Genomic DNA, 15,712 nt, shown 5'->3' on the forward strand with positions numbered 1-15,712 from the left:
AACATTGTCGAAGCCATTTTGAAAACCGGCGCGCACGGCAACAACCGCACCGGTATGCCGGCCTATAAATTGCCGCACCAAATCATGCAATTTGATCTGGCGCAGGAATTTCCGATTCTCACGACAAAGTTTGTCGCATTCAAAACCGCCGTCAAAGAACTGCTCTGGATTTGGCAGAAGCAGTCAAACGATGTGCGCGTTTTGCAGGATTGGAACTGCCACATTTGGGACGAATGGATGCAACCCGACGGCACGATCGGTAAAGCCTACGGCTACCAGTTAAAAAAATACGGTCAGGTCGACACGCTATTGCAAACGCTCCGCGACGATCCGGAGAGCCGCCGCATGGTCGTGTCGCTTTGGAATGTGGAAGATCTGCCGGAGATGGCGTTATACCCCTGCGCGTTTCTCACCATGTGGGACGTCGCCGACGGTCGCCTGAATTGCATGCTCGTGCAACGGTCGGGCGACATGGGCCTCGGCGTGCCGTTCAACCTCACGCAGTACGCTGTGCTCGTGCACTTAATCGCGCGGCACGCGGGCTTGCAGCCGGGCTTATTCACGCATGTCATCAACAACGCGCATATTTACGATAACCATGTCGACGCACTCACCGCGCAACTCGCGCGCCGTGATCAGGCGCTGGCGGCGCCGCGGCTGGTTCTCAATCCCGACGTGAAAAATTTCTATGAGTTTACGCCGGACGATATTTATTTGGAAAATTATGAGCATCTCGGCAAATTGGCCATGGAGGTGTCCGTCTGATGTTGCACATCATCGTCGCGGTCGCGAAAAATCAGGCGATCGGCAAAGACAATCAATTGCTTTGGCACTTGCGCGATGATTTGAAACGCTTTCAAAAAATAACGACCGGGCACCCGATCATCATGGGCCGCAAAACTTTTGAAAGTCTGCCGGGCATGCTGCCGGACCGCGCGCACTGGGTACTCACCCGCGACCGCGACTGGGCCGCGGCGCACCCCGAAGTCCGATGTTTCGCGAGCGTCGCTGAAGTGCTGCAGGCGTTGCGGCAAGACGAGGATTACTTCGTCATCGGCGGCGGCGAAATTTATTGCGCCTTTTTCCCGTACGCGGAGCAACTGCACATCACCGAAGTGGACAGCGAACCGGAGGCGGATACGTATTTCCCCGTGATAGATGAAACCGCCTGGAAAAAAACGCATGTCGAAGAAGGCGAAGTCAATGCCAAAAATCCGTTGGCGCATCGTTTCGTGACCTACGTTCGTCGCGCATGAAAAAAGACCGCAACGCGGTCTTTTTTATTTGTCTTTTTTTATGTAGCAATCTATAAAGTCAGAACGGCTTTCGCCAAATAGCGGGCAAAATACTCACGATCCGTATCGCTTACCAGGAGCAGCACGCCCGCCAACCGATCATCGCGGCGCACAATGTAACACTGCGCATAGTACGGCAGCACCCAGCCGCCGTCAATCTCCGGCGCCAGCCGCGCGCCCACGCGATACATCACTTCATGCGCTTGCGTGACCGGCACGAGCGAATCGATCTCGCGAATACGCACATAAAGAGGCGGCTGTTTTTGCATTTCGTTCGCGCCGCGTAACTGCGGATTGTCTTCTACCATGCTCTCCCAATGCGCGGCGATTTTCTGATTTAATTTCGCTTCCAAGCCGTAGAGCATGACATTAAAATGCGCCAATGTCGCGCGCTCCTCATCGCCCAATGATGAACGGAAAAACGGCTCGAGCTCAGCGGGGTCGTCCATCGGCACGGCAAAGCTGACCAGCCACGCCGTCGCCAATCCTTCCGGTCGTTCCGCCTGCAACTGGTAAACGGACCCATCCTCCATTGGCGTCAAATTTTCATCGACCGCCGCCACTTGAGCCTGAGCAACCGAACCTTTCTGCGAATCCATGAAGCCATCCGTAAGGGACGCCGCCGTGATCGTATCCGGCCATTGCAATGTGCCCATCGGCGGCACCGCGATGGGCGTCGCCGCGTACGCGGCTGTCGTCAGCGCGAGCAAGCCGCTGACCAACCATGCCACTTTACGCATCGCGATCGCCTCCTATTCCCACATATCGGTTCCAAATTCGCTCGAAATACGCGTACTCCGTATCCGCCGTAATCAGCCACGTGCAATGGATATTACCCGCCGTCTTGCGAACATCGGAAAATACGGCGATCGGCCAAACGACTCCACCCGTACCGATGACGAAGCGCATATGTTGTCCGTAGTAAACGCCGCCCTGCCCGTCACGATAACGAATCAGCGGCTGGTACGAACGCAGTGTCAATGTCGGCAGGAACGCCGCCGCCTCGGCGTTTTCCGCGATGAGCGACGCCTTCGCCAGATCCATTTGCGCCTGCATCTCTTCTTTCGTGCGCGGTTGCGTCAAGAGATATTCCGGCAACTCCCGCGCGTCGGTATTTTCAAACGCGGTGGCCCAAAACTCGCCCGCGCGATTTCCTTTCGCGGCTTGGCTCCGCGCCATGAGATCCAGCGGCACCTGCGCCGTCACCACGTACGCCACGTGCACGCCGCGCTGATCCTCCGCCTGCCACTGCGTCAACATCAGCGAATCCATTACCGCCTTGACGATACGCGGCGTAACTTCGTCCCGGCCTATTTCTCCACTGGCCGCGGCGGCGGATGAAAGCGCCGACGCGTACGCCGTTTTCAATACGTCGCTTTGCCACAGTTGTTTACCCCAATAGCCGTCCGTCACGGCATACGTTTTCACCGGCGCCGGCGCGTCCTTCGGCAACGCCGCCTGCGCGCAGACGTTACCCAACAGCGCCAGCGCCAAGCTCACGCTCCACAATATCCGATGCATGTCCGTTCCTCCTTTATCGCGGTGCGGTTTAATTTAATTTCGTTTTACAGGATAATTAACGCCTGCATACTATCCGTCTCTTAGCGCTTTCATCATACTTCATTGCGTTTCACATCGCAAATATAATGCATGCAATGAGAAAAAAATAAAAACGAGCCGCTTGCCTCTCGGTGTATCTTCCCTTTATTCTCACGTCAGGAAATGCCCCTTGACACCTTTCAACAATCCGTGTACTATAATGGCAATAGAGGCGACCGGCTCGATTAGGTGGTTTAAAACCCACTTCCCGAGTGGTCGCCTCTTTCTTGTTGCCCGATTATCTTTCATTTATCCGTTTGTTTTGCTTTTTCCTTACCGTCGCCGTCAATGAGCGTATACGCGATAGCCCAGCCGTCTTCTCGCGGAAACAGTTGCGCAATACATGTCACGACCGCTTTCGTCGGCGGCGCGCCCGGTTCTGTAATCACCCGCTCACGGTAGCGCACGCTTTGTTCCCAATACGGTCGACCGTTTGCCAAGCGGCGCGTCAACGGCGTATACGCCGTGATTCTCGCATCGGCGATCGGCGCGAAATCGGCGCGCATTTGCAATATTTTTCCTTCGGCCAGGACCTGCATGAGCGCCGCGGCGAAAAGATCCTCCGTCAACCGTTCATTGAGGCGCTCCACCGCGCGATCCAGTTGTTTCTGCACGTCGGCGCGACTTGGCGCAAGCGTCGCGAGCACCTGCTTCGCGGATGCGCTCGGCGCCGGCCCCAAGCCGTCGCGCAAGGCCTGCGCGGACCGTTTTCCCAACGCCCGCTGAAATTCCGCGGTCGTCATGCGCATCACAAATACATCCGCCACGTTGCCGTCGACAAATACGGCTTGAAATACATCGGCATTTTGCCAAAATGTTTCACGTTGCGCCGTCGTCATATATTGCTGCGGCGGCAACAAGCCGCTATCGGCATACTCCGCCAGCGCGCGAGCCAATTCTTTACCTGCGTCGGGTCCCCGCCAAGTCGATTGAAAATAGGTCGCTTTCATGTCCTGTTTACGCGTTACGACTTGCGGTCGCTGCGCCTGCCACGCGGCCTGCCAGACGGTCTGCGCCGGCGCGTTTTCGGTCACGGTCGCAAACGCCGCGGGTTCACTCGCGTTTGTCGTAACCGTCAAAGCCGCAAGTAATGCCGCGGTAAGATATGTCAAATGCTTTGCCATGCATTGCCTCCTTTTCCTTTCATTATATAATAAAGATCATAAAGAACCCCCACAAGCAAGCGCTTTCCGTGAGAAAATATCGCTCGGGAAAGTTTGGGGAGATTATTTCAATACGAGTATTAATAAAAAGAGCCGGTGTTTTCCAACTCATTTTATTTTGTCAACTCAGCATTTCAAAGCGAGTTTTCCTCTTCTCCGTATAAACGTTCCATACCGGCGCGCGTAACAAGCCATATTCCGCCCGATTTTTTACACTCTTCTCCCACAATAAAGCGCGGCGCGTTTCCGTTTTGTCCTGCGCAGGCTTTTTTTAGTGTGATACGCGCCATATTCCAACGTTCGGCGGCTTCACCCAAGCCCATCACATCATCAAGCTTCATTATTTTCTCCTCCATTCATACAATGCCATGATTAACACAGCAGGAGTTATTATTTGTACAATAAAGATCCATATTTGCATGCCCATTATGTCAAAGGTCTATTATTTTGTCTTCATTATACAGAATTTTAAGATTCCGCGAACGAAAAAAGCGTTGCCGTGCGGCAACGCTTTTTTCAGTGCAGGCTGTCGACCTGTTCGTGAATCAATTTCTCTTTCAATTGCTGCAATTTCGGTGAACGGTTAATTTCCAGTATCTCGGGACTGTCCAAGCGCGTATATTCCGGCCAGAGCTGCTTGAATTGCGCGTCTGCATACGTCTTGATCGCAGCAAGACTCGGCAGTTCGTACACGAGTTCGCCTCCTTGCATGATCGGCTCCAGCATGCGACGCACGTCAAACGAATTCGCCGCCAATTTTTTGCGCCGCCACGGATATTCGTACGTGATCAGTTCGTAATCCTCCGCCGGAGAAATGTCTTCATCCGCCAACGTCAACACGTCGGTGATCAATTTCCCGTTGTCGCGATGGGAAATGCGGAACACTTCCTTGCGCCCCGGATCCGTCATTTTTTCCGGCTGGTCCGAGAATTTCATCTTCGGAATCAACGCGCCGTTTTCTTCCTGTCCCGCCAATTTATAAATGCCGCCCAACGCCGAGGTGCCGTCCGCGGTAATAATCTTGGTGCCGATGCCCCAGGAATTAATCGCCGCCCCCTGCTGTTTCAAACTCAGCACGGTATGTTCATCAATGTCGTTGGATGCGGTGATGCCGGCCGTGGTAAATCCCGCCGCATCAAGCATTTCACGCGCCTTGCGGGAGAGGTAGGCGATGTCGCCGCTGTCCAGACGGATCCCGTATTTTTCCGGTAAGCGGTTGGCTTCCTGCAGTTCCTTAAAGACGGTGATGGCGTTCGGCACGCCCGACTCGAGTGTGTTGTACGTATCGGCGAGCAGCGTCGCGTTATCGTACTGCCGCGCGTATTCGCGGAATGCGGTGAGTTCGTCGGGAAAGCTCATGATCCAGCTGTGCGCCATCGTGCCGACCGCTGACAAACCGAAACGTCGCGCCGCTTCTACATTACTCGTCGCGTTGAATCCGCCGACAATCGACGCGCGCGCGCCATAATGGCCGGCGGATTCGCCCTGCGCCCGCCGCAAGCCGAACTCCATCAAAAAGTCATCGCCCGCCACCGAACGCACGCGGCGTGCTTTGGTCGCGATCAACGATTCGTGATTCATGATCATCGTCAGACCCGTTTCGATCAACAACGCTTGCGCTTTCGGCGCTTCAATTCGCAGCAACACTTCGCCGGGGAACGCGATCGTGCCTTCGGTCATCGCGTAAATGTCTCCCGTAAAGCGAAAATCGGCGAGCCATTGTAAAAAGCCCTCGTCAAAGGCATGCAACGAGCGCAAGTACGCGATTTCACTTTCACCGTACCGGAAATTTTGAATGAAATCGACCAGGTGCTCCAAGCCCGCGACGACGGTGTACCCGCCACCGAACGGATTGTTGCGATACGTGCGATCAAATACGCAGGGCACATCATGCGCGCCGATGCGCCAAAGTCCCTGCGCCATTGTCAATTGATAAAAATCAGTAACCAAGCCTGTATTCATCATATCCCCTCCACATGTTTCACTTATTATAACCGTCCGCGCGCGATTTCACAAAACGCAAGTAAAAAAAATCCCCTTATGCAAGGGGATTTTTTATGCGCTTTTTATTTCAAAAGATCGTTAGCGTCTTTGTATTCTTTGTTGAGCGCTTCCGCTACGCCTTTGAACGTAACGTATCCGTCCAAGGTGTTCAAACCGTTCGCCAGACCCTTGTCGTCTTTGAGCGCCTGTTTCCAACCTTTGTTGGCAATCGAGATCGCATACGGCAGCGTCGCGTTCGTCAACGCGTAAGTCGAGGTGTTGGCTACCGCGCCCGGCATGTTGGCTACCGAGTAGTGAACTACGCCGTATTTCATGCGAATCGGATCATCGTGCGTGGTCGGACCGTCAACCGATTGCACCGCGCCGCCCTGGTCGATCGCCACATCGACGATGACCGAACCCGGGCTCATTTCTTTGACCATTTCCGTGGTGATGAGCTGCGGTGTTTTCGCGCCCGGAATCAATACCGAACCGATGACAACGTCCGATTCTTTAACGGCCTGCGCGATGTTGAGCGGGTTCGACGCGAGCGTATGTACGCGCGGTCCGAAGATGTCGTCCAACTGACGCAGACGGTCGAGGTTGTTATCAATGATGGTGACGATCGCGCCCATGCCGACCGCCATTTTCGCCGCGTTCGTGCCTACCGTGCCGCCGCCGACGATGGTGACTTTGGCCGGTAATACGCCGGCAACGCCGCCCATTAATTTACCTTTGCCGCCGTTGATTTTTTCGAGGAAATGCGACGCAACCTGGATCGACATGCGACCCGCGACTTCACTCATCGGTTGCAAGAGCGGCAAGCTGCGGCCGTCACGACCGAGAACCGTTTCATACGCGATACTGATGACTTTATGTTTCAACAGCGCTTCGGTCAATGCCGGTTCCGCCGCCAAGTGCAGGTACGTGTACAAGATCTGACCTTCGTGGAAGAGATCGTATTCTTCCGCGATCGGTTCTTTTACTTTAATGATCATTTCGGAATCGTCGAACAGCTTCTTTTTATCCGCGACGATTTTAGCGCCGACCGCTTCGTATTCGCTGTCTTCAATGAACGAACCGAGACCCGCTCCCTTTTCGACGAATACTTCATGTCCCGCATCTACTAACGCGTGCGCGCCGGCCGGAGTAAGACCTACACGAAATTCGTTATTTTTGATTTCTTTTGCTACACCAATACGCATGTTGTGACCTCCTAAATAAATAGAGTATGCTATTAACAAAATTATTATAGCACTATTTCGCGCGCGCAAACAACATGACACCATTATTTTTCAAGTGTTTTCTAAATTCGCATGCGATGTGAGACGTATAATAAAAACGCATACCATGAAAAACAGCGTACTCTATTTTATCCAAATAAAAAGCCGCCGCGGCGGCTTTTTATGTATTTATTTCGGATGCACCATATCGGCGGGAACGACGATCTCGTCGTACTCTTCCGCGGTGACATAACCGAGGTCGAGCGCGGCGCTCTTAAGATCCGTGCCTTCGCGGTGCGCCTTTTTGGCGATCTCCGCGGCTTTTTCGTAACCGATTTTCGGCGCGAGCGCCGTGACGAGCATGAGCGAATTCTGCACGTTTTGCGCGATGCGTTTGCGATCCGGTTCCAAACCTTCTGCGCAATGAACCGCGAACGAATGCAATGCTTCTCCCAGCAAACGCACGGATTCGAGATACGCGTCGACGAGTACCGGTTTGTACACGTTCAACTCAAACTGACCATGCGCTGCGGCCATCGCGATCGCGGCGCTGTTGCCGTGAACGCGGCAGGCCACCATCGTGAGCGCTTCGCATTGCGTCGGATTCACTTTACCCGGCATGATCGACGAGCCCGGTTCATTTTCCGGAATCGTGATTTCCGCCAATCCGGCCCGCGGTCCGCATGCCAACAAACGCACGTCGTTGGCGATTTTAAACGAGTTCATCGCGAGCGCTTCCAAGGCGCCGTGGCTGTACACGAACTGATCGTGAGCGGTCAGCGCGTGAAATTTATTGGCGGACGAAACGAAATCATAACCGGTCGCGCGCGCGATTTCTTTCGCTACGCCTTCCGCGAACCCCTTCGGCGCATTGAGGCCCGTGCCGACGGCGGTGCCGCCCAACGCGAGGGGATAGAGATGCGTTTCGCTTTCCTTAATCATTTTTTCCGCAACTTCCAGCATCGCCGCCCAACCGGAAATTTCCTGGCCCAATGTCAAAGGCGTCGCGTCCTGCAAATGCGTACGGCCGATTTTGACGATGTCCATGAAGTCCGCACTCTTTTGCTCTAAAATGCGACGCAGTTCCGCCAGCGCCGGATACAATTTTTCATGCAGCGCCACGACGGCGGCGATATGCATCGCGGTCGGGAACGTGTCGTTCGAGGACTGCGAACTGTTCACGTCATCATTCGGATGAATCCGCAACGAATTGCCCTCAGCCGCCAATTTTTCATTGGCGATATGCGCGATCACTTCGTTCACATTCATGTTGGATTGCGTGCCGGAACCGGTCTGGTACACGACCAGCGGAAATTCATCGGGCCATTGACCCGCCAAAATTTCATCGCACACGGTTTCGATAACGTCCGCTTTCTTCGCGTCCAATTTGCCGAGATCCGCGTTCACTTTCGCCGCGCATTTTTTCAATACCGCAAACGCCCGAATAATTTCCTGCGGCATCCGCTGACCGATTTTGAAATTTTCAAACGAACGCTCGGTTTGCGCTCCCCATTTCCGTTCCGCGGGAACCCGCACTTCGCCCATAGTGTCGTGCTCTACTCGATAAGTCAATCGTTTCACTCCCTTTAGCCATGCGGCGCCGACGCGTTCCGTCATCTGCGTAACGACGGGTCGGACTCGCATGATCTTCACCACCAAAATTTTGATTTGGCTTAATTGTACGCAGAAAATATTTTTTTCGCAAATTTTTCAAAAATATAAAAAGTGCTTGCTATTTTATTGTCATGTATGATTTTTTGTGATAAGATAGATTCGATTTATACATATGTATTTACCAGGGAGACGAGCGTATGATGACAGAGCACTTTTTATCCGATCTTCTCATGTATTGGTCCCAATTCGTTGATTCCGTCAACGAGGTGCTGTGGGGCTCCGTTCTCATGTACGGCCTGGTCGCCGTGGGACTATTTTTTACGCTGTATCTCGGCGCGCCGCAATTTATCCGTTTCGGGCCGGCGGTGCGTCAGGTCTTCGGTAAGTTGTATAAATATCAACATACCGATCGCGACGGAAAATCGATCTCTTCGTTCCAAGCGCTGGCCGTCGCGATTTCCGCGCAAGTCGGAACCGGTAACGTCGCGGGCGTAGCGACCGCCATTATGGCGGGCGGTCCCGGCGCCATTTTCTGGATGTGGATATCGGCGCTCTTCGGCATGAGCACCATTTTCGCCGAAGCTGTCTTAGCGCAAAAGTATCGCGTGGAAGTCGCCGGCAAATTTATCGGCGGTCCGGCATTTTACATCTCGCGCGGTCTGCAAAGCTACATCGGCCGAACAAACGCCAAAATATTCGCCGGTATCTTCGCGGTCATTGTTATTATCTCCGTCGGCTTTATCGGCAGCATGGCGCAATCGAACTCGATTGCCACCGCCGTGAACAACGCGTTCGGTATTTCGCCGGTCGTGTGCGGCGTGCTCATCGCTCTGTTCGCGGGCGCGATTTTCATCGGCGGCATTCATCGAATCGCGCGTTTCGCGCAACTGATCGTACCGATGATGGCGGCAGTGTACATCCTCTGCGCGCTCGTCATCCTGTTCCTGTTTGCCGAGCATATTCTGCCGATGATTCAACACATCGTCATCGGCGCGTTTAATCCGCAGGCATTGGGCGGCGGTTTACTCGGTGTCACCATGAAAGAAGCCGTTCGCTTCGGTGTCGCCCGCGGCCTCTTTTCCAACGAAGCCGGCATGGGCACGACGCCGCACGCGCACGCGACGGCGCTGGTCGCGCACCCGGTGCTGCAAGGCTTCACCGCATTCATCGGCGTCTTCGTGGACACCATACTGGTGTGCACCTCGACCGCTTTAATTATTTTACTTACCGGCGCGGATCAGCTCGGTTTAGACGGCGCGATGGTCACGCAAGAAGCATTTCATATCGCGTTCGGCGCCATCGGACCGAAAATCATCGCGATCTGCCTCACGTTCTTCGCCTTTACGACTGTCATCAGTTGGTATTATTTCGGCGAATCAAACGTCCGCTATTTATTTAAATCAAACGCCGTTCTCTACACGTATCGGGCGCTGGTCCTGGTTTTCATCGTGCTCGGCACGCTCGGCACGGTCGATCTGATCTGGAGCATGATTGACATGTTCAACGGCATTATGGTCCTTCCGAACTTAATCGCCCTCATCATCCTGCATAAAGAAGTCAAAGGCATCTTGCGCGATTACGATAAAAAACGCCAAGACGGCATTCCTCTCTACGATTATGACAGCGTAGCATAAAAAACGCCCCGTACGGGGCGTTTTTATTATGTCTTTTTTTGACAAGCAGTATGTTACTTTTCCGTTCATAAATTAATCCACATATTCATCCGCGCCGCGATTGAGCCAGGCGTAGACGAGTCCGATCAGCAGTCCGCCGCCGATATAGTTTCCAAGATAGGCCAGTCCCCACTGCCGCAAAATATTGCCGAGGGTAAATCCCGCGGTCGTAGCGGGCGAAAAGCACAGCAGCGCAAACGAACCGAAGTTGGCGACCACGTGTTCAAATCCCAAGTACACGAACATGACAATGGCGGACATGACGGTCGCCATGCGCGCCGCCTGGTTCTCGATCAACAGCCACGACAGAATGGCGATATTGACAAGGAGATTCGCCATCGTCCCCGCGAAGATGATTTCCACGCCGGATTTCGCGAGTTTTCCTCCGACCATGGTCGCCGCCATGCCCGTCGCGTCGTACACTTGCAGCGCCGACGTGTAGGAGGCGAGCCACGCGACAAAATACGCGCCGACAATATTTCCCACGGTACATAAAATCACCATTTTAAGCGCCTTGCGAGGCGCGATCCATCGGCGATAGAGGCCCGCCGTCAAGTACATCATATTGGAGGTGATAAGCTCTCCGTTTAAAAACAAAATATAAATCAGTCCCCAACAAAAGACGAAGGGAAAAATAAATCTTCCCAAGGTGGGATGGAGCGTATTAAACACATCTCCCATGGCGAAACCCGCCAAGGAAGTCAACGTTAAAAATCCTCCGGCAAACGCGGATCGAACCATGTACCGGGCCGGACTCTTGTCCATAAGGGCGGCTTTTTTCTCGCAAGCACCGGCGACTTTTTCATTGAATTGACTGACGCGCATTGTATCACCCCTTTACTATTGCACTCCATTGTACTGGAGTATGGCAAAAATATATAGGGTTATTTTTATTTTGGCAAATTTTATTTTCATGTACCGAGCGCGCACAAAAGACTTTGCAAAAAGCTGTCGGTCATCCGCGACGTGTTTTTTGAGGCGTGTTTTTCCTGTGCAGAGCAACGCCGAATCACATGAAATAAACAAGGCGCAGAAGGATGAAAAACACTGTCGATAATTATTTAGTAAAATAAATTATTTTCTCCTTGCCATTTTTTAATGATCGTGGTACACTTAATCCAATTTATTTGTATTTTTAACACGGTCAATTGTTTTTATGGAGGAGATATTATGGCTGAGCTTTTGGGACTTTGGTCCCAATTCGTGGCATCTGTCAACGAAATTTTGTGGGGTTCCGTACTGATGTACGCGCTGGTCGGCGTCGGTCTGTTTTTTACTGTGTATCTCGGCGCACCTCAGTTCCGTCGTTTCGGTCCGGCCGTGCGGCAGGTATTTGGCCGCTTGTATAAAGAGCAGCACACCGATCGCGACGGTCGTACGATCTCCTCATTCCAAGCGCTGGCGGTAGCGATTTCCGCCCAGGTCGGCACGGGCAACGTCGCCGGTGTCGCGACCGCGATTATGGCCGGCGGTCCGGGCGCGATTTTTTGGATGTGGGTGTCCGCGCTGTTCGGCATGGGCACGATCTTTGCCGAAGCGATTTTAGCGCAAAAATATCGCGTGGAAGTGGCGGGTAAATTTATCGGCGGCCCCGCGTTCTATATCTCGCGCGGTTTAGCGCCTATCATCGGTAAAGGCTGGGCGAAATTTCTCGCCGGTTTCTTCGCCGTTTCGATTATTATCGCGCTCGGCTTTATCGGCATCATGGTGCAGTCCAATTCGATCGCGGGCGCCGTCAACAACGCTTTCGGTCTGGACCCGCTGATGATCGGCGTCGTGATCGCGATCTTCGCGGGCTTAATCTTCATCGGCGGCATTCATCGGATCGCGCATTTCGCGCAGCTCATCGTGCCGTTGATGGCGGTGATTTACATTTTGTGCGCGCTGGCCATTCTGCTCCTCTACGCGGGAGAAATCTTGCCGATGATTCAACATATCGTGATGGGCGCATTCAATCCGCAAGCGCTCGGCGGCGGCGTCTTGGGTATCACGATGAAAGAAGCGATTCGCTTCGGCGTCGCCCGCGGCCTCTTTTCGAATGAAGCCGGCATGGGCTCCACGCCGCACGCGCACGCGACCGCGCTCGTCGCGCATCCGGTGTTGCAAGGCTTTACCGCGTTCATCGGCGTCTTTGTCGATACCATGCTGGTCTGCACTTCGACCGCGCTGATTATTCTTTTGACCGGCGCGGATCAACTCGGTCTCAGCGGCGCGCTCGTCACGCAGGAAGCGTTTCACACCGCGTTCGGCGAAATCGGTCCGATGATCATCGCGACTTGCCTCACGTTCTTCGCTTTCACCACGGTCATCGGCTGGTACTACTTCGGCGAGTCGAATATTCGTTTCCTTTTCCGTTCGTCCGCGGCGCTGAATATTTATCGCGTGCTCGTGCTCGCCTTTATCGTGCTCGGTACGCTGGGCAAGGTCGAACTCGTTTGGGATATGAGTGACATGTTCAACGGCATCATGGTGCTCCCGAACTTGATCGCGCTGATTCTTCTGCATAAGGAAATCAAAGCCGTGTTGCGCGATTACGATGAAAAACGTCAGGACGGTCTGCCCTTATACGACTACGACAACGCGTAAATTTCCGCATACCAAAAAAGCACTCCTCGGAGTGCTTTTTTATTGCGTATTTTATTCTACACGGCAACCCAAAACGGATTCCATTTGACGCAGAGCAAAGGCGTGCGCCTCGGCATCGAAGCTCGCGACCAAATGTTTCGGCACGCGCACCTCGTAGCCGAAGTTACGCGCGTCGGCGGCGGTGAAAAAGACGCAGATATTGGTGCAGACGCCGCTCAGCGTGATTTCGGTCACGCCGCGTTCCCGCAGGCAAAGATCCAAACTCGTGCCGAAAAATCCGCTGTAACGACGTTTCGGCAAGACGATATCGTCGGCCTGCGGCGCCAGTTCCGCGATGATTTCCGCGCCCGGCGTACCCGCCACGCAATGCGGCGGAAACATTTGAAACTCCGGATCATCTTCCCGATGATTGTCACACAGATAAATGACGGGCGTGCCGGCTTCGCGCGCCGCCGCAATTTCCGCCTGCAGCGCGGGAATAATCGCCTGTCCCGCCGGTCCGCAGGTCAATTTGCCGTCCGGCGCGATAAAATCTTCCAGCATATCGATCACAATCAGCGCTTTACTCATCTCTTAACGCACCTCCGTCGATTCATTCAGCTGCGATGTGCAGTGCGGGCAACGAGTCGCGGCGATCGCGATCTTCGTTTTGCAGAACGGGCATTCTTTTTCCGTTTCTTCGACCACTTCCGGCTTTTTGAGTTTCATCAACGCGCGCAAGACCAGGAAAATAACCAACGCGATAATCAGAAAATCAATGCAGTTATTGATAAAAAAGCCGTACTTGATCACCGGTGCGCCGGCGGCTTCCGCGTCCGCGAGCGATGCGTAATGGGTCTTCGACAAGTTCATATACAGGTCCTTGAAGTCGACGCCGGCCAAAAGCACTCCGATCGGCGGCATCACAATATCGTTGACGAACGAACTGACGATTTTACCGAATGCGCCGCCGATAATGATACCGACGGCCATGTCGATAACGTTACCGCGCATAATAAACGCTTTAAAATCACTCCACATAAAAGCTCCTCCTTTGAAGCGAATGAAAAAGGATCATATGTTCCTATTGTAGAGTACTGATGAAATCTTTTCAATCGAATTTTATAAATATTCCAAAAGCGCGCCGTAACCGGTCAGTGCCAGCCATGCCAGCGCGCCGATGACCGCGCCGACGTACGCGCCGTTGATCCGGATTTTCGCCAATTCATCGGCCACTTTAGTGAAAATAAAACGATTCAGCATCTTCTCGTCGTAAACGCTGAGCACCTGTTCCGCCACCTCGCCGAGACGGCCGTGTTCACGCGCCAGCCATTCCGCGAAATAGCCGCGCAACGCGCGATCGAGTCGGGCGCGTTGCTCCGCGTCGGCGAAGAAACGGTCAATACCGCGCAGAACCGCATCCGCCACCACTTGTGAAAAGCGCGATCCGTAGGCGCTCGGCGTGAGATATTTTTCGGCGAAATCGTCCCCGATGACTTCCCACCACTTCTCGAGCGGCAGCAGCGCCGCCGCCTGGCGCTGCCACAACAGTAAATCGTTCGAATGCGCCGGCGTTTGCCATTCAGTTTGCCACTGCGACCAATAGCGCAAGACCGCTTGCGGTATCGTGTCCCGTTTTCTCAATTCCTCCTGCAGTAATGTCTGCAAGGCTTGCGCCAGCGCGTCGTAATCGACCATTCCCGTCGCTTCACCTACGATGCGCACCCACTTCGTCACGCCCTCTGTTTCCGCGCGCGCCAGCCGACGCAATTCGCCGGCCAACCGCACGGTAAAAGCGGGTGTCGCAACGGCCTGTAACAGACGCTTGCGCAAGGGTTGCCAAACTACATTTTCGGCGTCCTCTTGCGATACTTCCGTGAGCGCCGCGGCGGCCATCGGTACCGTTCCGAGCACCTGCCGCGTCCAAGCGGCCAGCGTGCGCGCCCATTCCTCCGGTTGCGGCGACGGCAAGCGCTGCTCGACATTCCTGCGCGTGCACTCCCAGAAGGCGCGGCGATGTTCCGGATCGCGCCACCACTGCGCGAGGTAGTTCGTCGGTTGCCATTGATTGAGTTCCGCTTCCCAAAGTTCGCGCCGCAGCAATTTTTCTTCCAGCAATTGCCGCAAGCCGCGAATTAATTTTTCCCGCTGCCGCGGGATCAGCGCCGTGTGAAACGGTATGCCGAGCGGTTTCGTGAAAAGCGCCATGACCGCGAACCAATCCGCGACGCTGCCGATCAGCGCCGCTTGCGCGATATAGTAAAGCCATTCGCTCCACCATTGCCGCGTCCATGCGAATAAAGCAAACGCCGCGGCGAAAAAGAGGACACTCCCCCACAAAAAATGTTGGGCCAGTTGCCATATGCGCATCAGAAACCGCCTCCCAACATCGCCTGCCCGATCACATAGAAAAACGCGCCGAGCACGCCGCCGATCAACGTGCCGTTGAGACGGATCATCTGTAAATCGTCACTGACTTTAGCTTCGATCAGGTCGGAGAGTTCGCGCGCGCTGTACGGCGCCAACGCCGCCTGCGCCCATGTCCCGAAATACGGCTGCACCAGCGGCAACATTTTGGCAAGCGTCACAAAGAGCAG

16 protein-coding genes are annotated in these 15,712 nt (G+C 54.1%); 4 read left to right on the forward strand and 12 right to left on the reverse strand.

Annotation, left to right across the window (positions count from 1 at the left end; translation table 11 throughout):
* Positions 1 to 3: 3 nt before the first annotated feature.
* Both KH813_RS02830 and KH813_RS02835 read left to right on the forward strand, forming a co-directional pair.
* Positions 4 to 765, forward strand: a complete 762-nt coding sequence (locus tag KH813_RS02830; RefSeq protein WP_303993007.1) for a thymidylate synthase — start codon at positions 4 to 6, stop codon at positions 763 to 765.
* Positions 765 to 1,256 carry a dihydrofolate reductase gene (locus KH813_RS02835; protein WP_303992971.1) on the forward strand — a complete coding sequence of 164 codons (492 nt, stop codon included), beginning with the start codon at positions 765 to 767 and terminating at the stop codon, positions 1,254 to 1,256. Before KH813_RS02830 ends, KH813_RS02835 begins: the two co-directional genes overlap by 1 nt.
* Positions 1,257 to 1,306: 50 nt before the next feature.
* On the opposite strand, the gene KH813_RS02840 is transcribed toward KH813_RS02835, so the two are convergent.
* The 7 genes from KH813_RS02840 to fumC all read right to left on the reverse strand — a co-directional run bounded on the left by KH813_RS02840 (position 1,307) and on the right by fumC (position 8,835).
* Positions 1,307 to 2,035, reverse strand: a complete 729-nt coding sequence (locus KH813_RS02840; RefSeq protein WP_303992974.1) for a hypothetical protein — start codon at positions 2,033 to 2,035, stop codon at positions 1,307 to 1,309.
* Positions 2,028 to 2,816, reverse strand: coding sequence for a hypothetical protein (locus KH813_RS02845; RefSeq protein WP_303992976.1), 789 nt, complete (start codon positions 2,814 to 2,816; stop codon positions 2,028 to 2,030). Before KH813_RS02845 ends, KH813_RS02840 begins: the two co-directional genes overlap by 8 nt.
* 323 nt (positions 2,817 to 3,139) lie before the next feature.
* On the reverse strand, positions 3,140 to 4,018 hold the full coding sequence (locus KH813_RS02850; RefSeq protein WP_303992978.1) for a hypothetical protein: 879 nt from the start codon (positions 4,016 to 4,018) through the stop codon (positions 3,140 to 3,142).
* 173 nt (positions 4,019 to 4,191) lie between these two features.
* The gene (locus KH813_RS02855) at positions 4,192 to 4,398 is read right to left on the reverse strand and encodes a helix-turn-helix domain-containing protein (RefSeq protein WP_075939374.1); all 207 of its coding nucleotides are present in this window, start codon (positions 4,396 to 4,398) and stop codon (positions 4,192 to 4,194) included.
* Between the two features lie 175 nt (positions 4,399 to 4,573).
* Entirely contained in the window at positions 4,574 to 6,022 is a 1,449-nt protein-coding gene (locus tag KH813_RS02860) for a nicotinate phosphoribosyltransferase (protein ID WP_303992982.1), read from the reverse strand.
* Between the two features lie 101 nt (positions 6,023 to 6,123).
* Positions 6,124 to 7,245, reverse strand: coding sequence for an alanine dehydrogenase (gene ald, locus KH813_RS02865; protein ID WP_303992985.1), 1,122 nt, complete (start codon positions 7,243 to 7,245; stop codon positions 6,124 to 6,126).
* A gap of 207 nt (positions 7,246 to 7,452) precedes the next feature.
* Entirely contained in the window at positions 7,453 to 8,835 is a 1,383-nt protein-coding gene (gene fumC / locus KH813_RS02870; protein WP_303993010.1) for a class II fumarate hydratase, read from the reverse strand.
* 239 nt (positions 8,836 to 9,074) lie between these two features.
* Between fumC and KH813_RS02875 the strand changes: the two genes are divergently transcribed.
* Complete coding sequence (locus tag KH813_RS02875; protein WP_303992988.1) at positions 9,075 to 10,511, forward strand: sodium:alanine symporter family protein; 1,437 nt, start codon at positions 9,075 to 9,077, stop codon at positions 10,509 to 10,511.
* Positions 10,512 to 10,583: 72 nt separating this feature from the next.
* On the opposite strand, the gene KH813_RS02880 is transcribed toward KH813_RS02875, so the two are convergent.
* Complete coding sequence (locus KH813_RS02880; RefSeq protein ID WP_303992991.1) at positions 10,584 to 11,375, reverse strand: formate/nitrite transporter family protein; 792 nt, start codon at positions 11,373 to 11,375, stop codon at positions 10,584 to 10,586.
* Between the two features lie 345 nt (positions 11,376 to 11,720).
* Between KH813_RS02880 and KH813_RS02885 the strand changes: the two genes are divergently transcribed.
* Positions 11,721 to 13,136: a sodium:alanine symporter family protein gene (locus tag KH813_RS02885; RefSeq protein ID WP_303992995.1), complete on the forward strand. Its 1,416-nt coding sequence runs from the start codon at positions 11,721 to 11,723 to the stop codon at positions 13,134 to 13,136.
* A 51-nt stretch (positions 13,137 to 13,187) separates the two neighbouring features.
* Here KH813_RS02885 and KH813_RS02890 read toward each other — a convergent pair whose 3' ends face one another.
* From KH813_RS02890 to KH813_RS02905, 4 genes are all read right to left on the reverse strand, one after another.
* Positions 13,188 to 13,706 carry a cysteine hydrolase family protein gene (locus KH813_RS02890; RefSeq protein WP_303992998.1) on the reverse strand — a complete coding sequence of 173 codons (519 nt, stop codon included), beginning with the start codon at positions 13,704 to 13,706 and terminating at the stop codon, positions 13,188 to 13,190.
* Positions 13,707 to 13,709: 3 nt separating this feature from the next.
* Positions 13,710 to 14,156, reverse strand: coding sequence for a large-conductance mechanosensitive channel protein MscL (gene mscL / locus KH813_RS02895; RefSeq protein ID WP_303993000.1), 447 nt, complete (start codon positions 14,154 to 14,156; stop codon positions 13,710 to 13,712).
* Positions 14,157 to 14,237: 81 nt separating this feature from the next.
* A complete protein-coding gene (locus KH813_RS02900) occupies positions 14,238 to 15,485 on the reverse strand; it encodes a DUF445 family protein (RefSeq protein ID WP_303993003.1) in 1,248 nt (415 codons plus the stop codon).
* On the reverse strand, positions 15,485 to 15,712 hold a 228-nt coding region (locus KH813_RS02905; protein WP_303993005.1), incomplete at its 5' end, for a DUF445 family protein. The genes KH813_RS02905 and KH813_RS02900, both read right to left, overlap by 1 nt.

The organism is Negativicoccus succinicivorans, from assembly GCF_018373335.1.
Taxonomy (GTDB): domain Bacteria; phylum Bacillota; class Negativicutes; order Veillonellales; family Negativicoccaceae; genus Negativicoccus; species Negativicoccus succinicivorans_A.